Source organism: Streptomyces sp. NRRL F-5755, assembly GCF_001279365.1.
In the GTDB taxonomy this organism is placed as follows: domain Bacteria; phylum Actinomycetota; class Actinomycetes; order Streptomycetales; family Streptomycetaceae; genus Streptomyces; species Streptomyces rimosus.
Window position 1 is genome coordinate 47906 of sequence record NZ_LGCW01000137.1, and the last position, 18795, is coordinate 66700.

21 protein-coding genes are annotated in these 18795 nt (G+C 70.5%); 12 read left to right on the forward strand and 9 right to left on the reverse strand.

Features of this window, described 5'->3' with window-relative positions:
* The first annotated feature begins 8 nt into the window (after positions 1 to 8).
* Positions 9 to 455, forward strand: a complete 447-nt coding sequence (rplI, locus tag ADK86_RS15145; RefSeq protein ID WP_030373511.1) for a 50S ribosomal protein L9 — start codon at positions 9 to 11, stop codon at positions 453 to 455.
* 71 nt (positions 456 to 526) lie between these two features.
* Here rplI and ADK86_RS15150 read toward each other — a convergent pair whose 3' ends face one another.
* Entirely contained in the window at positions 527 to 1405 is an 879-nt protein-coding gene (locus ADK86_RS15150; RefSeq protein WP_053697058.1) for a trypsin-like serine peptidase, read from the reverse strand.
* A gap of 39 nt (positions 1406 to 1444) precedes the next feature.
* Positions 1445 to 2782 carry an MATE family efflux transporter gene (locus tag ADK86_RS15155; RefSeq protein ID WP_053697059.1) on the reverse strand — a complete coding sequence of 446 codons (1338 nt, stop codon included), beginning with the start codon at positions 2780 to 2782 and terminating at the stop codon, positions 1445 to 1447.
* Between the two features lie 465 nt (positions 2783 to 3247).
* Between ADK86_RS15155 and dnaB the strand changes: the two genes are divergently transcribed.
* On the forward strand, positions 3248 to 4723 hold the full coding sequence (gene dnaB / locus ADK86_RS15160) for a replicative DNA helicase (RefSeq protein WP_030598821.1): 1476 nt from the start codon (positions 3248 to 3250) through the stop codon (positions 4721 to 4723).
* 173 nt (positions 4724 to 4896) lie between these two features.
* On the opposite strand, the gene ADK86_RS15165 is transcribed toward dnaB, so the two are convergent.
* Positions 4897 to 6021, reverse strand: coding sequence for an FAD-dependent oxidoreductase (locus tag ADK86_RS15165; RefSeq protein WP_053697060.1), 1125 nt, complete (start codon positions 6019 to 6021; stop codon positions 4897 to 4899).
* A gap of 95 nt (positions 6022 to 6116) precedes the next feature.
* The gene (locus ADK86_RS15170; RefSeq protein WP_053697061.1) at positions 6117 to 7010 is read right to left on the reverse strand and encodes an NADP-dependent oxidoreductase; all 894 of its coding nucleotides are present in this window, start codon (positions 7008 to 7010) and stop codon (positions 6117 to 6119) included.
* 71 nt (positions 7011 to 7081) lie between these two features.
* Between ADK86_RS15170 and ADK86_RS15175 the strand changes: the two genes are divergently transcribed.
* Entirely contained in the window at positions 7082 to 7651 is a 570-nt protein-coding gene (locus tag ADK86_RS15175; RefSeq protein ID WP_053697062.1) for a TetR/AcrR family transcriptional regulator, read from the forward strand.
* Between the two features lie 135 nt (positions 7652 to 7786).
* Here the strand turns inward: ADK86_RS15175 and def are convergent, their stop codons facing one another.
* Entirely contained in the window at positions 7787 to 8452 is a 666-nt protein-coding gene (gene def, locus ADK86_RS15180; RefSeq protein WP_053697063.1) for a peptide deformylase, read from the reverse strand.
* Between the two features lie 110 nt (positions 8453 to 8562).
* Here def and ADK86_RS15185 point away from each other — a divergent pair, with 110 nt between their 5' ends.
* Positions 8563 to 9141: a winged helix-turn-helix domain-containing protein gene (locus tag ADK86_RS15185; RefSeq protein ID WP_053697064.1), complete on the forward strand. Its 579-nt coding sequence runs from the start codon at positions 8563 to 8565 to the stop codon at positions 9139 to 9141.
* Here ADK86_RS15185 and ADK86_RS40845 read toward each other — a convergent pair.
* Positions 9027 to 9788, reverse strand: coding sequence for a MerR family transcriptional regulator (locus ADK86_RS40845; RefSeq protein WP_324611393.1), 762 nt, complete (start codon positions 9786 to 9788; stop codon positions 9027 to 9029). The genes ADK86_RS15185 and ADK86_RS40845 overlap by 115 nt on opposite strands.
* Here ADK86_RS40845 and ADK86_RS15195 point away from each other — a divergent pair.
* The 5 genes from ADK86_RS15195 to ADK86_RS15210 all read left to right on the forward strand — a co-directional run bounded on the left by ADK86_RS15195 (position 9681) and on the right by ADK86_RS15210 (position 12858).
* On the forward strand, positions 9681 to 10487 hold the full coding sequence (locus ADK86_RS15195; protein ID WP_053697066.1) for an amidohydrolase family protein: 807 nt from the start codon (positions 9681 to 9683) through the stop codon (positions 10485 to 10487). The two genes, ADK86_RS40845 and ADK86_RS15195, sit on opposite strands and share 108 nt — an antisense overlap.
* Before the next feature lie 78 nt (positions 10488 to 10565).
* Positions 10566 to 10967: a YunG family protein gene (locus tag ADK86_RS15200; protein ID WP_053697067.1), complete on the forward strand. Its 402-nt coding sequence runs from the start codon at positions 10566 to 10568 to the stop codon at positions 10965 to 10967.
* A gap of 65 nt (positions 10968 to 11032) precedes the next feature.
* Positions 11033 to 11467, forward strand: coding sequence for a MerR family transcriptional regulator (locus ADK86_RS44480; protein ID WP_234345869.1), 435 nt, complete (start codon positions 11033 to 11035; stop codon positions 11465 to 11467).
* Between the two features lie 28 nt (positions 11468 to 11495).
* Positions 11496 to 12128: a hypothetical protein gene (locus ADK86_RS44485; RefSeq protein ID WP_234345870.1), complete on the forward strand. Its 633-nt coding sequence runs from the start codon at positions 11496 to 11498 to the stop codon at positions 12126 to 12128.
* Between the two features lie 13 nt (positions 12129 to 12141).
* Positions 12142 to 12858, forward strand: coding sequence for a hypothetical protein (locus ADK86_RS15210; protein ID WP_053697068.1), 717 nt, complete (start codon positions 12142 to 12144; stop codon positions 12856 to 12858).
* 68 nt (positions 12859 to 12926) lie between these two features.
* Here the strand turns inward: ADK86_RS15210 and ADK86_RS15215 are convergent, their stop codons facing one another.
* Positions 12927 to 13355, reverse strand: coding sequence for a MerR family transcriptional regulator (locus tag ADK86_RS15215; protein ID WP_053697069.1), 429 nt, complete (start codon positions 13353 to 13355; stop codon positions 12927 to 12929).
* A gap of 258 nt (positions 13356 to 13613) precedes the next feature.
* On the opposite strand from ADK86_RS15215, the gene ADK86_RS15220 reads away from it, so the two are divergent.
* The 3 genes from ADK86_RS15220 (at position 13614) to ADK86_RS15230 (ending at position 17612) form a co-directional block, all read left to right on the forward strand.
* Positions 13614 to 15011: a serine hydrolase domain-containing protein gene (locus tag ADK86_RS15220; protein WP_053697088.1), complete on the forward strand. Its 1398-nt coding sequence runs from the start codon at positions 13614 to 13616 to the stop codon at positions 15009 to 15011.
* Between the two features lie 190 nt (positions 15012 to 15201).
* Entirely contained in the window at positions 15202 to 16356 is a 1155-nt protein-coding gene (locus ADK86_RS15225; RefSeq protein ID WP_053697070.1) for a pyridoxal-phosphate-dependent aminotransferase family protein, read from the forward strand.
* A 497-nt stretch (positions 16357 to 16853) separates the two neighbouring features.
* Positions 16854 to 17612 carry a TetR/AcrR family transcriptional regulator gene (locus ADK86_RS15230; RefSeq protein ID WP_053697071.1) on the forward strand — a complete coding sequence of 253 codons (759 nt, stop codon included), beginning with the start codon at positions 16854 to 16856 and terminating at the stop codon, positions 17610 to 17612.
* Between the two features lie 223 nt (positions 17613 to 17835).
* Here the strand turns inward: ADK86_RS15230 and ADK86_RS15235 are convergent, their stop codons facing one another.
* Complete coding sequence (locus ADK86_RS15235) at positions 17836 to 18288, reverse strand: GNAT family N-acetyltransferase (protein ID WP_053697072.1); 453 nt, start codon at positions 18286 to 18288, stop codon at positions 17836 to 17838.
* 22 nt (positions 18289 to 18310) lie between these two features.
* Positions 18311 to 18709: a MarR family winged helix-turn-helix transcriptional regulator gene (locus tag ADK86_RS15240; protein ID WP_043977663.1), complete on the reverse strand. Its 399-nt coding sequence runs from the start codon at positions 18707 to 18709 to the stop codon at positions 18311 to 18313.
* Positions 18710 to 18795: the final 86 nt, after the last annotated feature.

The window sequence follows — 18795 nt, forward strand, 5'->3', positions numbered from 1 at the left end:
ACCGACACATGAAGATCATCCTCACCCACGAGGTCTCCGGCCTCGGCACCGCTGGTGACGTCGTCGACGTCCGTGACGGGTACGCCCGTAACTACCTGGTCCCGCGTGGTTTCGCGATCCGCTGGACCAAGGGTGGCGAGAAGGACGTCGCGCAGATCCGTCGCGGTCGCAAGATCCGCGAGATCGCCACGATCGAGCAGGCCAACGAGGTCAAGGGCCAGCTCGAGGGCGTCAAGGTGAAGCTGGCCGTGCGCGCCGGCGACGCCGGCCGCCTGTTCGGCTCCGTCACCCCGGCCGACGTCGCCTCGGCGATCAAGGCCGCCGGTGGCCCCGACGTGGACAAGCGCCGCGTCGAGCTCGGCTCGCCGATCAAGACCCTGGGCTCGCACCAGGTGTCCGTGCGTCTGCACGCCGACGTCGTCGCGAAGCTGGGCGTCGAGGTCGTCGCCGCCTGATCGCAGCGGTCGTAGCACCACGCCGAAAGGGCCGCACTCCGGAAACGGGGTGCGGCCCTTTCGTGTGCCCGTCAGCCCTCGGCCTCGTCCTGGGCCCGCTTGTAGAGGTCGGCGACCTCGTCACCGAAGTACGCGGCGTAGGAGACGTCGTCCTCATCGCCGCCGCCTTCGTGGCCGCCCAGCACGCCGATCACCGTGCCCGTGTGGCTCTTGGGGTCGTAGTCGGCGAGCCAGGGGCTGCCGCTCGTGCCGCCCGCGAAGTCGGTGCACTGGACCCGCATCTGCGTGTCGCTGAACTTCGTCGTGCGGTTGTGGCACGAGATGGGGGTCTCGCTGCTGGTGGGGTAGCCGGTGATCTTCACATCGTTGTCGAAGCCGGGATCGATGCCGAGGGTGTTGCCGCCCAGTACGTCCTGGATCTGCTTGCCGTCCTTGCTGTCGAGGACGAGGAAGGCGACGTCCATGTCCTCGTCCTGGGACTTGGCCCAGCGGTCGTCGACGACGACCTTCCTGACCTTCCACAGGCCGGTCGGTTCCTTGCCGTCGCGGTAGTCGGGCGCGAAGACCAGGTCCTCCACGGGCCGGCCGGTCTCGGAGTCGAAGGCACAGTGCGCCGCGGTGATCAGCATGTTCCGGCCGGGGCTCTGGACGACGCTGGCGGTGCAGAAGTGATCGCCGGTGTCGTCCTTCTCGAAGATCGCGCCTACCCGGGCGTTCTGTTCGGTGCTGCGCGGGGTGTACGCGCTGCCGTCGTCGGCGGGCGCCGTGGCGGACGGATCCTGGTCCTGGGGGTCGTGGTCGGCCTCCCCCGATTTGCCGAATCCGCTCCTGAGGGTGCCGCTGCCGCGGCTGCTGGTGTCGGCTTCCTGCGAGGCGTAGCCCACTATGACGCCTGCCCCGATGACGGTCAGCGTCAGGGGCAGGACGATTTTCCTGGCAAGCGGGCGCACACCGTCATTATCGGCACGGCCGGTTTACTTGGGGTGTCTTCAACGCGAGGCTCCGGTCACAATCCACCGGCCCGACCGGGTACGTGTCCACAATGTCAGCATCCGCACGGTCATCATGAGGGCCATGGCCCACCACAGGGCGGTCAGACCGCCACCGGCGACGGGCACCAGCAGCGCGGCCGGGGCGAAGAGCGCCAGTGTCACCAGCATCGCCCACGCCAGATACGGGCCGTCGCCGGCGCCCATGAGCACGCCGTCGAGAACGAAGACGATGCCGGAGACCGGTTGGGTGAGGGCGACGACCAGGAGCGTGGGCAGCAGCACGTCCTTCACGGCCGGGTCGGTGGTGAACAGCGGCATGAACAGGGGGCGGGTGAGCACCACGAGCAGGCCGAGCACCACGCCGGAGGCGATGCCCCACTGCACCATCCGGCGGCAGGCTGCCTTGGCTCCCGCCACATCGTCGGCGCCCAGGTAGCGGCCGATGATCGCCTGGCCGGCGATGGCGATGGCGTCCAGGGCGAAGGCCAGCAGCTGCCAGAGGGTGATGACGATCTGGTGGGCGGCCACCTCGGCGTCACCGAGGCGGGCGGCGACGGCGGTCGCGATCATCAGGACGGCGCGCAGCGAGAGCGTACGCACCAGGAGCGGCACCCCGGCCTGGGCACAGGCGCGGATCCCGGCGGCGTCCGGCCGGAGCGAGGCGCCGTGCCGGCGCGCACCTCGTACGACGACGAACAGGTAGACGGCGGCCATGCCGCACTGGGCGATGACGGTTCCCCAGGCGGAGCCGGCGATGCCGAGCCCGGCACCGTAGACCAGCCCGACGTTCAGGGCGGCGTTGACGGAGAACCCGCCGACGGCGACGTACAGCGGGGTCCTGGTGTCCTGGAGGCCGCGCAGGACACCGGTGGCCGCCAGCACCATGAGCATCGCCGGGATGCCGAGGGCGCTGATGCGCAGGTAGGTGATGGCGTACGGAGCGGCGGTGGCGGAGGCGCCGAAGACGTCGACGAGCCAGGGCGCGGTGGGCAGGACCACGGCCAGGACGGCCGCACCCAGCAGGAGCGCGAGCCAGATGCCGTCCACGCCCTGCCGGATGGCGGCGGAGCGGTCACCGGCGCCGACCCGCCGGGCGACGGCGGCGGTGGTGGCGTACGCGAGGAAGACGAAGACGGAGACCGCGGTGGTCAGCAGCGGGGCGGCGACGCCGAGCCCGGCGAGTTGCCGGGTGCCGAGGTGGCCGATGACGGCACTGTCGACCATGACGAAGAGGGGCTCCGCGACGAGCGCGCCGAAGGCGGGCAGGGCGAGCGAGATGATCTCGCGGTCGTGGCGGCGGTCGGTGCGCCGCGGCGTCGCGGGGGCCTGTGTCATGCTGCCAATCTAATCTTCCACAGGTAAGCGTCACAACTGTATTGCGATCCTTACTGTGCGCCGGGCGGAGCGTTCTGCTCCGTGGCGTTCGGGTCGATCATGAACAGGTTCTCCAAGTTTTTCTCCCCCACAGCCTATGGATGACAAAGGCGCAGGTCAGAGCGGCTGTGGCCAACTGATTGTGTGTTTGTCCACAGCGGTGTCCCCCGTGCCGTGCACAGGATCGGCGTACTTCTCCACAGGATCGGGTCCATCGTCCACATGGCCTGTGGATAACCAGATTGGCGGACGGTGTCGCCGGGCCTACCGTAGTCCGGCGCCTGGCCCCTGTTCCGGTCCGAGAACCCGTCCGAACTCGACGCGCCGTAACCGGAGCTGGGCCTCTCGTTTTGTCAGAGCTGTGCCGTAAGAAAGAAGAGCACAGCAAGGTCCGCGCTGCGGACGGGAGGAGGTGTCGGGGTGAGCATGCCCGAGCCCGTGGAGGACCCCTGGGCGGACACCGGCCCCAGCGACCGGCTGCCCGCCGCACGCTCCCGTCGAGGCGAGGGCAAGGGCGGCCGTGGCCGTGACGACCGGCGCGAGCGCGGCGACGAGGAGGGCGGCTGGCCCTCCGGCGGCTTCGAGCGCGTACCGCCGCAGGACCTGGACGCCGAGCAGTCCGTGCTCGGCGGCATGCTGCTGTCCAAGGACGCCATCGCCGACGTCGTCGAGGTCCTCAAGGGGCATGACTTCTACCGTCCGGCCCACGAGCTGATCTACCAGGCGATCCTCGACCTGTATGCGAAGGGTGAACCGGCCGACCCCATCACGATCGCGGCCGAGCTGACCAAGCGCGGTGAGATCGGGCGGGTCGGCGGCGCTTCGTACCTGCACACCCTCGTCCAGTCCGTACCGACGGCGGCGAACGCCGAGTACTACGCCGAGATCGTCCACGAACGGGCGGTCCTGCGCCGGCTCGTCGAGGCCGGCACGCGCATCACGCAGATGGGATACGCGGCCGACGGCGATGTGGACGAGATCGTCAACGGCGCCCAGGCGGAGATCTACGCCGTCACCGAGCAGCGCACCAGCGAGGACTACCTGCCGCTCGGCGACATCATGGAGGGCGCGCTCGACGAGATCGAGGCGATCGGCTCCCGCCAGGGCCAGATGACGGGCGTGCCGACCGGCTTCACCGACCTGGACTCCCTGACCAACGGCCTCCATCCCGGCCAGATGATCGTCATCGCGGCGCGTCCCGCGATGGGTAAGTCCACTCTGGCGCTCGACTTCGCCCGAGCGTGTTCGATCAAAAGCAATCTGCCGAGCGTTATCTTCTCGCTCGAAATGGGCCGCAACGAGATCGCGATGCGTCTGCTGTCCGCCGAGGCGCGGGTGGCCCTGCACCATATGCGGTCCGGCTCCATGACGGACGAGGACTGGACCCGGCTGGCCCGCCGTATGCCGGACGTGTCGGCCGCGCCGCTCTACATCGACGACTCGCCGAACCTGTCGATGATGGAGATCCGCGCCAAGTGCCGCCGCCTCAAGCAGCGCAACGACCTCAAACTGGTGGTCATCGACTACCTCCAGCTGATGCAGTCCGGCGGCTCCAAGCGCGCCGAAAGCCGCCAGCAGGAGGTCTCGGACATGTCCCGTAACCTCAAGCTGCTGGCCAAGGAGCTGGAGCTGCCGGTCATCGCGCTCTCGCAGCTCAACCGTGGTCCCGAGCAGCGTACGGACAAGAAGCCGATGGTTTCGGACCTGCGTGAGTCCGGTTCGATCGAGCAGGACGCGGACATGGTCATCCTGCTCCACCGTGAGGATGCCTACGAGAAGGAGTCCCCCCGAGCGGGCGAGGCCGACCTGATCGTGGCCAAGCACCGTAACGGCCCGACGGCGACGATCACGGTGGCGTTCCAGGGTCACTACTCGCGGTTCGTGGACATGGCGCAAACCTGATTCAGGTCCTCGAATTCCGTACCGGCGCAGCACCGTTGGCGCCGGACGGAAGCCGGATGCGTCGTGGTGCCGAGACGCGCAGGGCGCGTCCGTACCTCGTTCGAGGGACGAGGCCGAAGACTTCGTCCCTCACGGCGGTGCCGGTCACCGCCTCTCCCACTTCGCCGTCCTTGTCAGCCGCCCAGCCGTGCCTGGACGGTGAAGAAATTGATCAACTCCTGTGGCGTGGGGTTGTGTGCGACTGCCGCGGCAGCCGCGGCGCTGCGGGGGAACAGTTCCCGCTCGTACTCGGCGAGGGTGGTCTCGATGTCGTCGGGGTGGGCGGCGAGGGCCTTTCCGAGTGCGGCGCCGTCCTCCATGGCCAGGCCGGCGCCTTCGCCGTTGGGCGTCGAGAGGTGGGCGGCGTCGCCGAGCAGGGTCACTCCCGGCACCCGCTCCCAGCGGTGTCCGACCGGCAGGGCGTGGAGGGGGCGCAGGATCGGTGCGGTCCGGCCGGCGGTGATCAGGGCGGTGAGTTCCGGTGCCCAGCCGTCGTACTCCTCCGCGATCCGCGCGGCGGCCGCGGCGGCATCGGTGAAATCGATGGTGGCGAACCAGTCCTGCGGCTTGACCAGGGTGATGTAGGCGTGGAGGGTGCCGCCCTTCTCCCGGTGGGCAACGAGCCAATTCCCGTTCCCGTCCGGGTCGAGCGCGACGAGCGTCCCGCCGCCGACCGCTTTCGCGGTGGCCGGGTGCCGGGAGTCGGCGTCGTGCAGGTAGGTCTCGACGAAGGACCGGCCGACGTATGCGGGCGTGGCGTCGGAGAGCAGTGGCCGGACGCGTGACCACGCGCCGTCCGCGCCGACCAGCAGGCTCGTGGCGACGGTGGCGCCGTCTGCGAAGGTCACCTCGTGGCGCCCCTCGGTGAGGGCGCGGACGCCGGTGACCCGGTGGCCCCATCGGACGGTGCCGTCGGGGAGCGCGTCCAGCAGCATCTGCCGCAGCTCGCCGCGCTGGACCTCGGGGCTGGTGCCCGTTCCGTCGTCGGCCTCGTCGAACAGGACGGTTCCGTTCCGGTCGAGGAGCCGTATCGCTTGGCGGCCCTCCAGGATGAGGCCGCGGAACTCGTCCATCAGGCCGGCCGTCTGGAGGGCGGGTTGGCCGTTGCGGTCATGGATGTCGAGCATCCCGCCCTGCGAGCGCGACGTCGGGGAGGAATCCGCCTCGTAGACCGTGACCGGAATGCCGTGGAGGTGCAGGACACGGGCCAGGACGAGGCCGCCGAGTCCGGCGCCGATGATCGTGACAGGAGTGTGCATGGGGCTCCTTGGGGGTGGTACGCCTGCCAGGTGGGCCGGCAGACGTGCTGGAAGGAAGGCAGCTTGCCGGGCCGTGGGGCTGGGTGGGATACGGCTCAGACGACGATGACCCGGCGCCCGCGCGAGTGACCGGCCCGGCTGTCGATGTGTGCTGCCGCGGCCTCGGCGAGCGGGTACGACTTCTCGACCGGGATGTGGAGCTTCCCCCGAGAGATGAGGTCGACGGCCTCGGCGAGGGCCTGCGGCACGTCCCCGGTCACGCCGGAGAACCGGACACCGAGCTCCGGCGCGCCGAGATCGGCGATGGAGACCACCTTCTGCGGATCCCCGGTCAGTTCGATCAGTTCGCGGATGACGCCCGAGCCGGCCAGGTCGAGCGCCGCGTCGACCCGGCCGAGTGCCCGCACCCGCTCGACCCAGCCCTCGCCGTACGTCGTGGCGAGGGCGCCCAGGCACCGCAGGTAGTCCTGGTTCGCGGCCCCGGCGGTGCCGATCACCTTGATGCCGCGGTCGCGGGCGATCTGCAGCACCGCCGATCCGACTCCCCCGGACGCGCCGCTGGCCAGCAGCGTCTGCCCTGACTGCACACCGACCTGGCGGATGATGCGCAGCGCGGTCTCCACGACGGAGGGGTATCCGGCCGCCTCTTCGAAGGTCAGGTTCCCGGGCATACGGGCCCAGGCCGACAGCACGGCGAACTCGGCGTAGGTACTCGATCCCCGCCCGAGCACGTGGTCGCCGGCCGCGATCCCTTCGACTCCCTCGCCGACCTCGTCCACCACCCCGGCGGCGTCCTGCCCGACTCCGGCGGGCAACGCGATCGGGTGGGCCTCCTGGAACTGGCCTTCACGGATCCGCCAGTCGACGGGGTTCACGCCCGCCACCCGCACGGCGATACGTATCTGCCCAGGTCCCGCGTGGGGCTCCTCGGCGTCTTCGAGGCGGAGAACATCGGGGCCGCCGAACTCGGCGAAGCTCACTCTCTTCATGCGGCCGACCGTAGCACTAACGGTTAGCTTTTTGGAACGGTTATTGATTTGGATTTGGTAGTGTCAGCGGCATGACCGTGCCGACCGGGCGCCGCGAGCGCAAGAAGGCCGCGACCCGTCAGAAGATCGCCGACACCGCTCTGCGGCTCTTCCTGGAACGCGGGTACGACGCGGTGGGCATCCGTGACGTGGCCGCCGAGGCCGACGTGGCCGTCACCACGCTCTTCTCCCACTTCGCCTCGAAAGAGGCCCTGGTGTTCGAGCAGGACGACAACTTCGAACAACGCCTGACGCAGGCGGTCACCGACCGGGCGCCGCACGAACCGCTCATCCCCGCACTGCGCCGCGAGATCCTGGCCATGGTCCGGCACTGCACGGCGGACGGCTCCGCACCGATCTACCGCATGATCGACGAGTCGCGGGCCCTGCGGGAGTACGAGGAGTCGATGCGGCTGCGCCACGCGGAGTCGCTGGCCTCGGCCATCGCCGCCGATCCCGGCCTGCCGCAGACCACGACGGCCTGTCGGACGATCGCGAGATTCGTGATCGATGCCTATGCGCTGGCCCGCGAGGCTGCCGACCCGCAGGCCGCCGTGGACGAGATCTTCCGGATGATCGAGGCGGCCTGGGCAGCCGTCTGACCTGCTGCGAGCGGTCGTCAGGGGCGCGGTTGGCCGTGGCCGGGGGCGGGTGAAAGGCGACGCCGACTGCTCGCGATGATGAACCGCTCGAACTCGCTGGGGGCCTGCGGTGCGATGGCGATCACTCTGTGAACATCACCCGCAAGTCAAACGGGCGGCCTTCCGCACGCGTCGCGCGAAGACCTCTTCGCGACGGTCTGCCATCTGCCGGAGTGCTTCCTTGCGGTCCCGCTTGGACAGCCGGTCGAGATACGTGTGGCCGAGAAGGTGGTCGGTCTCATGCTGCAGGCACCGCGCGAAGTAACCCGTGCCCTCGATGACGAGGGGGCTGCCGTCCTTGTCGAGACCGCGGACGACGGCACGGTCCGTACGGGGGACCGTCATGGTGGCACCCGGCACGGACAGGCAGCCCTCGTATGCGTCGACGAGCCGACGGGTTCCGGGGTCGAGTACGTCCAGGACCGGGTTGATGATGTGGCCGACGTGCCGGATCCCGTCGTCGTCCGGGCAGTCGTACACGAACAGCCGCAAATCGATGCCGACCTGATTGGCGGCCAGGCCGGCGCCGTCGGCCACATGCATCGTCAGGAACATGTCGTCGATGAGCGTGGACAACTCGGCGGAGCCGAAGTAGGTCACTTCCTGGCACGGACGGCTCAGCACGTCCTCACCGACCTCCGTGATCCGGCGCACCGCGCCCCGCTCCGCCTCCGGGGGCAGAGCGGGATAGGCGTCGACGGGCCGGCCCTGCACACGGACCCGCCGGTCAGCGGTACGGGTGATCTCGTGACGAACAGACATCGCTGTCTCCCCTTCTGCGCACGTCACAGGTGCCGCGGCCGTCACCGTGGCTGATGTCTCCGGGCAAGGAGTGCTTGCGCCCCGCTTTGCAAAGTAGCAGAGTTTGCAAAGTGACTGAGGATGATCTCACCGCCCGCCCTGACCGCACGCGGCATGCCGGCGCCGCACTGCCCGAGCACGAGGTTCGTACGGCCCTGCTGGACCTGCTGGCGGAAGTCGGCACCGTAACGGCGACCGAAGCCGCCGCACGGCTGGGCTACAGCTCCGGGCTCTGCTCGTTTCACCTTCGGCAACTCGCACGCCACGGCCTCATCGAGGAAGCCCCGCACCGCGGGGGCCGGGCTCGCCCGTGGCGCCTGACGCGGCGCGGCTCCGCCCCCGGTACGTCCGAGGAGGAAGCGTTCGGGAACCTGGCTCGCGGCCTGGAGGACGAGAGCTGGCAGCGTTGGCTCACCCAACGCGACCAAGCACCGGCCGAATGGCGCCATGACGAAGCCTTCAGCGCCGTCGCCTACCTGACGCCCGAAGAGATGCGCCGGGTCGCCGATGCCGTCCGTCGGGCACTCGCCCCGTATCAGGACCGCGAGCAGCGTCCGCTGGCCCGGCCGGATGGTGCCCGGCCGGTGGCGCTCATCACCCGGTTGTTTCCGTTGCTTTCGGAGGGGACGGGTGAGGGGGAGGCGGAGTGAGGGGTATCCGTACGTGACGCAGGCGGATTGCCGTCCGCGGGCGCCCTGCCGGCCGCATGCGGCTTGCCGTCCGTGGGCGCCGTCGCCTGTCGCGCCGTTGTCTCTTCGATGGTCTCGCGCAGTGCTTGACGGGCAGCAGCGAGGTCCGCAAATTGGCGGTCGAGAGCACGTAGTTGGTTCCGGAGGGCGTCGAGCACCCCGGGACAGGGGTGTACGGCGGCGGTGCCGGTCGTGCAGGGCAGTACCTGACGGATGATGCGGGTGGGGAGACCGGCGGCGAGGAGCGCGCGGACGCGTTGTACGACGGCGACGTCGGACTCGGCGTAGTCCCGGTAGCCATTGGCCAGGCGCTCGGGGTGCAGCAGACCCGCCCGCTCGTAGTAGCGCAGCAGCCGCTCGCTGGTCCCGGACCGCTCGGCCAACTCCCCGATCCGCACGGCCCCGTCCCCCTCGCTTGACCTTCCAACCGTGTCAGGGATCAACACTGACTGCGCCTGCCCGCATTCCGCGGGCGGCTCGTACCACCGGAAGGCACATGCGTGATCATCGACGGCCACAGCCATGTCCACGACCCGCTCGACATCCATCTGTCCGCCTTGGACGACGCGGGGGTGGACCGTACGGTCCTCTTCCCCACCCGTCCGCATCCCGAACGAGCGACGGATCTCGTGTCCCTCCGCCATGAGATGAGCGTGCTGGACCGGGCGTTGGCCGGGGGATCTGCCGGCGGGTCGGAGGCGGCCGGAGACGACGGATACGCCAAGGCGTGGCAGGAACTGGACGCGGCACTGGCTGCTCATCCGACGCGCTTCCTGGGCTTCGGGTCCGTTCCTTTGAGTCGTACTGCTGACGAGACCGCGGCCTGGGTGGAGCGAGAGGTGATGGGCCGAGGGCTGTACGGCATCGGTGAGCTCACCCCGCCGCCGGACCAGGCGGCGCTGGTGGAACCGGTGCTTCGAGCGGCGGCCGACCACGACGGGCTTCCGGTGGTTGTGCACGGGTACGCCCCCACGAGTGCGGTGGACCTGCACACCCTGGCCGGCCTGGCCGCCCGCTACCCGAAGGTGCCGTTGGTGATCAGCCAGCTGGGCGGGGCCAACTGGATGCGGGCGATCGAACTCGCCCAGGCCACGCCCAACATCTACCTGGAGCTCTCCACAGCCCACCTGATCTTCGCGGTCCGCCTCGCGATCCGCGAACTGCCCACCCGTACGCTCTTCGGCTCGGATGCTCCCTACGGTGACCCGGTCGTCGCCCGAACGACGGTGGAACGGGTCACGCTGCCCGGGGAGGTCCGCGAGCGGGTGCTGGGTGGGAACCTGGTCGAGTTGCTGGGGCTGCCGTGATCGGTGGGCGGCCACCCCACCGCGATGGTCGACCGACGTACCGCCCGACTGTCAGTGGCTCCCGTCAGACTGCGCGGCATGATTCCTTTGACCCTGACCGACATCACCGAAGCGCTGCGCGCGAGTTGGGCCGCCGATACGTGCTCCCCCGACGACCTGGCCCGGGGCGGCTGGACCAGCGACAACCCGGCCAAGGGACAGTGCGACATCACCGCGCTCGTCGTGCACGACTTCTTCGGCGGTGAACTCATGGTCGGCGAGGTGCACCTCGACGGGGAACAGCATGGTCACCACTGGTGGAACCGGTTCCCCAACGGCATCGAGGTCGACCTCACCCGGGAGCAGTTCCGGCTTGGGCAGGTGGTGACCGAGGGCCGTGCCGTGCAACGTCCCGCAGGCCGGCCGGCTCCGCGCTGGGATGAGTACGAGCTGTTGCGTGACCGGGTCCGGAGCAGGCTCGGCGGGTATCCCGGCAGGTGATCGTGGCGCACTGACCCGCCGGCGGCTTTGACCTTCAGGTTGCTCGAAGCTCGACAATCGCGTGCATGGACGAGAGCGAGGAACTGCTGGGCATCGGGGCGTTCGCGCGGCGGGTGGGACTGACTCCCAGCGCACTGCGGTTCTACGACGACTGCGGTGTCCTGCGGCCCGTCAGGGTCGATCCGGCGAGCGGGTACCGGTTTTACGGGGTCGAGCAGGGCGGCCGGGGTGTGCTTCTGCGCCGGCTGCGTGAGGCGGGGCTGCCGCTGGGGGACGTCAGGGTCGTACTCGACGGTGATGAGGCCGAAGCCCGTACCATGCTCCGCGCACACCTGGAGCGGACGCGACGGACGGCGGACACCGCGCGGGCGCTGGTGGAAGGGCTGCTCCGTGATCTTCCGATGGAAGCACCGGAGCAGCCCCTGGGGCGGGCCGTCATCGGGGGCGCGGAACTGGCCAGTGCGGTACGGCAGGTGGGCCCCGCGGTGGCGGCGCCGTGACGTGTGCGGAGTTCCCGTCCTCGGGTGTGTGCTGATCGAAGTCGGCGACGAGGAACTTCGGCTGGTCGCCACCGATCGGTATCGGCTCGCGGTCCGAGTGCTCCGGACCAGGAGGGTGGACGGGGGCCCGAGCCGGGTGCTCGTCGATGCCGCGGAGCTGGCGGACATGGCGACCTGGGCACTGCGGCAGCAGTACGTCGATGTCGAGGTGTACGGCGATGGCGGGTGCCTGGTCGGGGAGGGCGGGGAGCGGCGCGCGTTCGTGGGGAGGACGGCGGAGTACCCCGACTACCGGCTGGTGCTGGACGGTCCGGACGACGTACGGCACCGGGTCATCGTGGACCGGGCGGTGCTGCGTGCGGCATTCGCCGAGCGGGAGAAGGGCGCTGTGCTCACCACGCGGCCCGGAGCGCAGGAGGCGGCGATCAGCGGGAGCGGCGGCAGCCCGGTCACGGTGAGCGCGGTGTGTACGGGCCCGTCTCTGCGGGTGGCCTTCGACCCGGCGGTGCTCGTACCTGCTCTGGACGCGGGCGTGGGCCCCGACGTGCTGTTGGAGATCGCTTCCGGGACGGACCCGGTTGTCGTGCGCTCCGCTGATCAAGGCAGCTTCACCACCTTGGTGATGCCGGTGCGGGAGTGTGTTTCACGTGAAACGGGCTGAGGGGAGAGCGGCCGTGGACCCGGACAACCATGTGGTGCGGCTGTGCGTACGAGGCATGGGCGCCGAGGCGCGGGGCGAGGAGGACGAGGCGCGGCGGCTGTTTCTGCGGGCCTGGGAGGACGCGTCTGACGACTACGAGGCATGCGTCGCCGCTCACTACGTGGCCCGGCACCAGGCCACGCCGGAGGGCACGCTGCGGTGGAACCAGGAGTGCCTGGACCGAGCCGACCGGGTGGGTGACGAGCGCGTACGCGGCTTCTACGTGTCCCTGTACGTGAACATGGGCGGGGCGCACCGCGAGCTGGGCGAGATCGCTACGGCACACGCGTATTTCGAGCGGGCTGCCGCGCGGGTGCGGGACCTTCCCGAAGGGGAGTACGGGATGTGGAACCGGTTCGCGATCGCGGAGGGGCTGCGGGAGACGGCCGGCCCGTCGGCGGCCGGTGACGCGTCCGGGTGCCAGGAGGAGACGGAACCGGTGAGCGAGTCACCGACGGGTTTGCTGTCCGGCCTGCTGGCCAGGTTGTGCGCACGGAACGAGCTGAAGGCTCTGGGGTTGATCCTTCCCGCGTATCTCGGCGATCTGGGGACCGAGGAGGACCGGGTACGGCTCCGCTCGGCGCTGCACATGGTGCACGCGGCGCGGTGGCTGCCGGCGGATGAAGAAGCCGCTTTGGGGGAGGCCATTGCGGCCTTGGCGGAGAAGGACACGGTTTCGGTGGCTGGGTGAGGCGTGGGGCGCACCGGGGCCCGGCTCAGCATGAGGGCGGGCCCGGGGCGGGAGCCGGTACGGCGGGATCAGACATCGGGTGAGGTCAGTTCGCACCGCGGGTGGGGGCCGCCGGGCCGAGAGGAAGCGCCGACCAACTCGTCGAGGGCCTGTTCGGCGCGGGACAGTTGGTCGCCGACCTGCTCCCGTACGTCCTGGAGCTGGGCGATACAGGCGTCCAGCTCGGCGATCTTGCGGCGGTACACCTGGAGCGAAGCGGGACAGGAATCCCCGGCCGGATGGCCGGCGCGCAGGCACTCCACGAAGGGCCGGGTCTCCTCCAGCTCGAAGCCGAAGCGTTGCAGCATGCGGATCTGCTGGAGAAGCCGCAGGTCGGATTCGTTGTAGGTGCGGTGGCCGTTCGGCGTGCGTTCGGCGTGCAACAGGCCGCGCGCTTCGTAGTACCGCAGGGTTCGGGTGGTTGTCCCGGCCCGCTCGGCGAGTTCTCCGATCCGCATTTCATCCCCCGTCCGGCCCGGCTCGGTGCCGGCCGGGCTCGTCATGCCGAAGACCGTAGTGCTTGGAGGCGCTGTCCACGAGATTGGGTCCCGGCTGTCTCTGCTCGGAATCTCGGGACGGTTCAGGCGGGGCGGGTGATGGGATGGGCTCGTAGTTTGCCCGTGATCGTTGTTGAGCTGTCGAGGAGTGCCATGAGCGCGGAATCGTCCGACGTGGCCCAGGGGCTGGTGTCGTCCGAAGCGGTGAGTGGTTCGGGGATGCGTGGTGCGGAGCAGTTCGGAGCGCTGTTGCCGGAGACGCGGCGGGCGCTGTTCCGGCGCTTGGCCGTCGGCCAGGCGGAGGGGCGCGCGCCGTCGATGACGGGAGCGGTCGTACGGGGCGGGCAGGTGGCGTGGACAGGGGCCCGCGAGAGTTCCGCCTCTGACGGCGTCGGCGGAGTGGACGTTCAGTACCGGATCGGGTCGATCACCAAGACGTTCGTCGCCGTACTGGTGATGCGGCTGCGCGACGAAGGGTTGCTGACGCTGGAAGACCGGCTCCGCGAGCACCTGTCCGGCAGTCCGGACCCCGACGTGACGATCGCCCAACTGCTCTCGCACAGCTCCGGACTGGCGGCGGAAGCGCGAGGACCGTGGTGGGAACGGACGCCCGGCTCGCTGCGGCAGGCGCCCGGTGACCTCTTCGGAGAGAAACCCCGTCGGCTGCCCGCCGGGCGGCGCTTCCACTACTCCAACCCGGCATACGCCCTGCTGGGCTCCCTTGTCGAGCAGAAGCGGGGCGGACAGTCCTGGGGCGAGGTACTGCGCCGTGAGGTGCTGGAGCCACTGGGCATGAGCCGTACGACCCTCCTCCCACAGGCCCCGCACGCCGACGGCTGGGCGGTGCACCCGTGGGCGGACGTACTGCTGCCGGAACCCGCCGAGGACACCGGGCCGATGGGCCCGGCCGGACAGCTGTGGTCCACGGTGGAGGACCTGGGGCGGTGGGCGGCATTCCTGACGCACGGGGACAGCCGGGTGCTCGGCGCCGCGACCCTGGCCGAGATGCGCACGCCGGCCGTACCGCCCGAGGGCATGGAGTGGGACGCCGGCTTCGGGCTCGGTATCCAGCTCGCACGGCGCAACGGCCGCCTGCTGTTCGGCCACTCCGGCTCGATGCCCGGCTTCCTGGCATCCCTGTGGATCGACGCGGCGGAGGACGTCGCCGGTATCGCTCTGGCGAGCTGCACGTCGGGGCCCGCGATCAGCGCCATCGCGGCAGACCTCGCCGGGATCGTCGCGGACCGGGAGCCGCGGATCCCCGAGCCGTGGCGTCCGCTGGCCGGGCCGCTGGACGACGACCTGCTGGACCTCACCGGGCCCTGGTACTGGGGTGCGCACCCGTACGTGCTGCGGCTGCGGGCCGACCGGGGCCTGGAGATCTCGCTGATGTCGGGGCCGGGCGGACGGGCCTCGCGGTTCCGTGCGGAACCCGACGGTACGTGGACCGGGCTCGACGGCTACTTCGCGGGCGAGACGCTGCGCGTCGTCCGGGACGCGGGCGACGGCTCGGTGAGCCACCTGGACCTGGGCACCTTCGTCTTCACCCGGGGCCCGTACGCACCTGCCGGACCGGTACCGGGTGGCGTGGACGCCAAGGGGTGGCGCGGACGCTGACGGCTGTGCCGAGCCCGTCCCCTGGTGAGCTGTGACGCGGCGGGGCGGGCCTGACAGGAGGAGAGGGCGTCTGGGAGGCCGTACGGGCGGTGATCACCGCCCGTACGGCAAGGGCGACCACCCCGGACGTACAGTCGAGCCAGATATCAGGAGCCGCCGCACCGCGGCCCGCTACCGCTGGAAGGCCACCGTGACTGACACGACCGCCGTGAACACGACCTCCGACGCCCCGGACCTGCTCGACCTGCCGCCGCTCACCGCCGGACACTTCGCGCGGATCGAGGACAAGGTCGCGGCGCTGATGCGGACCCGGGCCGATGTGGTGGCCACGCAGGGCGAGGCCCTGCTCCCCCTGGAGGCGTGCATCCGTTCCGCCGTCGGCCCCGGCAGCACCGCGCTCAACATCGTGACCGGCCCGTACGGCGAGACCTTCGGCGGGTGGCTGCGGTCCTGCGGTGCCGAGGTCGTCACGATCAGTGCGCCGTTCACGGGAGCCGTACGCCCGGAGCCGGTGGCCGAGGCGCTGCGCGAGCACCCGGCCATCGACTTCGTGAGCCTGGTGCATGCCGAGGCGGCGACCGGCAACACCAACCCCGTCGCCGAGATCGGCGCCGTAGTACGGGAGCACGGCGCGCTGCTGATGCTGGACGCGGTCGCCTCGGTGGGCGCCGAACCGCTGCTCACCGATGAGTGGGGAGTGGACCTGTGTGTGATCGGCGGGCAGAAGGCCCTGGCCGGCCCGGCCGGTGTGTCCGCCGTATCCGTGAGCGCCCGCGCCTGGGAGCGCATCGCAGCCAATGAGCAGGCGCCCCGCCGCTCCTACCTGTCCCTCCTGGACTGGAAGGAGCGCTGGATCGACGGGGGCCGCACCGCGCTGCCGCACGCGCCGGCACAGCTGGAGATGCTGGCTCTGGAGCAGGCCGTGGACCGGGTCGACGCGGAAGGGCTCGACGCGGTCATCACCCGGCACCGGGCCGCCGCCGCGGCCGTACGGTCCGGTGTACGGGCGCTCGGCGCGCTGTCCCCGTACGTCCTCCGGGACGAGGACGCGGCTCCGGCGGCCACGACGCTGCGCGCACCCTCCGACATGGACGCCCGCGAGATCGTCTCCGCTGCGCTCGACGCGGCGGAGGGCCCGGTCGCAGTGCCCGTGCAGGCCGCCGCGGGCGCCCTCGCCAAGGAAATGATCCGCGTCAACCACTACGGCAGGGCCGCGGAGCGGGGTGTGGTGCTGGCGTCCCTCGCGGCGCTGGCTGCGGGCCTGCGCGTGCTCGGCGTAACGGTGGACGGCGACGGGGCGGCCGCGGCGGCCGGCGCGGCGTGGGACGAGGTCATGGCCGGCTGAGGCTCGGACCGAGGTTCCCGGCGAGCGCTGGGAGCCGGAGCGCGCGAGAGCGCGTCAGGGGTGCTGTTTCACGTGAAACGGCACCCCTTGTTTCTTTGGCGCTTGGCTACGTTTCACGTGAAACAGCGCTGCAGTGACCGCCCAGCCCTCAAAGGGCTTGCGCTGGCGCGGAGTTGGGCGCCATAGGCGGACGGGCGCACGCGAGTAGGCGCACGTCGGCGGGCTGTGCCGCGTCCGCATCACCGAGGCCGTGACGGGCCTCCTCCCTTTGGTCGTGCTCCGGTGGCGGTTCGGCGGGCCCGGGATCAGGCTGAGCGCTGAGCGGCCCCTGCCGCCCTCGGAGGAGTTGCTGACGCGGCTGCGAGTCAGGTTCGCCACCGGCAGCGGCAGGGCCTTGTGGATCATGGTTTGAGGCTGCCTTAGAATCGGAATGATCAACCCGGTTGAACGTGCGGAACGCTCGACCCGGCAATCACTGGTTCCGAGGAGGCTCAGCGGTGGCGAGCGAGGAGCTCGCGCCTGCGCGGGCGGACGCGCGGCGTAACAGGGCGCTGGTCCTGCAAGCGGCCCGATCGGCCTTCGAGGAGCAGGGGTTGGGGGTGCCGCTCGGGGAGATCGCGCGGCGGGCGGGGGTCGGTGCGGGTACCGTCTACCGCCATTTCCCTTCGAAAGATGCCCTGTTCAGGGCGACGGTCGCCGACCGGGTGCAGCTGTTCACCGATACGGCACGGGACTTGGCGCACGTAGAAGACCCGGTAGGTGTCTTCTTCCGGTTCCTTGCGTCGGTGGTGCGCCTTGCCTCGCGGAACAAGGCGCTGTGCGACGCGCTGGAGGCTGCCGGCGAGGGTGCGTATGAGCCTTCACCGCGGGCCGCGCGGGACTTCGGAGAAGCGCTGGAGGTCTTGCTCGTACGTGCCCAAGAGGCAGGCGGCGTAAGGAAAGACGTCGGCCTCGACGATGTCTGGGAGCTGCTGGTCGGGTGCCTGTCGATGGAGCAGCGCCGTGCTTCGTCAGGGGCGCCGCAGGGCCGCATGACGGCCTTGATGTGCGATGGGCTGCGCGAGCGCAAGGGCGTGACGAAACTGCCTCGGCAGGCGTCGGATCGTAACGAAACGCTGTGCGAGGTGTGTGAGGGGCCGGTTCCCCTGGCTCGTACGGGACGTCCTGCCAGGTACTGCGGTGGGGCGTGCCGGCAGAAGGCGCACCGGGTCAGAGCCCGCGCGCGGACGCGTGACGGGAGCGGTCGGAGCGGCTGACGGACAGCTCAAGCGTCCCAAGAGCCGGGCCTCAGGGCCGGGGCCCCTCCGGCGAGTGCGAAGGGCCGAGCCCAGGCACTCGCCGGGTGATCAACGCACCCGTCGGGAGATCAGCAGGCACCCGACGCGTGCCGGACAACGCTCAAGAAATGCCCGAAGGCGTGCCCGCCGGTACGACAGGAGCACCGACCGGCGGCCGTTCCGGACACGGCAAAACCCCAGGTCAAAGCTGGAGCTTGAACCCCAGGTGGGATGCCTCGAAGCCGAGGCGCTCGTAGAAACGGTGCGCGTCGATGCGTGTCGCGTCGGAGGTGAGCTGTACCAGTCGGCAGCCGAGCGTGCGCGACTCTTCGACCGCCCACTCGATCAGGCGAGTGCCGAGGCCGTTGCCGCGCTCGTCGGAGTGGACGCGTACCGCCTCGATGACCGAACGGCTGCTGCCGCGCCGGGACAGCCCCGGAATGACCGTGAGCTGGAGCGTTCCCACCGGCCGGTCGCCGCGGACGGCGACGACCAGGTGCTGGTTGGGGTCGGCGGCCAGCTGCTCGTACGCCGTGCGGTACGGGGCCAGGTCGTCCGGCGTCTCGCGGGTGGCGCCCAGTGGGTCGTCGGCCAGCATCGCGACGATGGCGGGGAGATCGTCCTCGCTCGCCCGGCGGATCTCGTATGCGCTCATGCCGGGACCCTACGACCCCCGTTCAGGCGTGCGGAGCGAGGGTTTCCACCGCCGTCACCAGGGGGGCCAGTTCGGGGCGTTTCGCGGCGTCCTGGAGGGCTTCGCGCAGTGCCGCGTCGTGCGTCGGCCGGGCCTCTTCGAGCAGTTGGCGGCCCTCGTCGGTGACGTTGGTGTAGATGCCGCGCCGGTCGTCGGGGCACAGGTAGCGGGAGAGCAGGCGGCGCTCTTCCAGCCGGGTGACCAGGCGGGTCGTGGCGCTCTGGCTGAGGACGACGGAGTCCGCGACCTGGTGCATGCGCAGGTGGCCGCCGGGCCCGTCGTGCTGCTCGCTGAGCACGTTCAGTACGGAGAACTCCCGGACGCTGAGGTCGTGCCGGGCCTGGAGCGCGCGCTCGATGTGCGACTCGATACGTCCGTGCAGGGCGGAGAGGGCGCACCAGCCCTGGGCGAGGGCCGGGGCGGTTCCGGGGCCGGTGGGGCAGCCCCGGGCCGGTGCGGCCGAGTCCG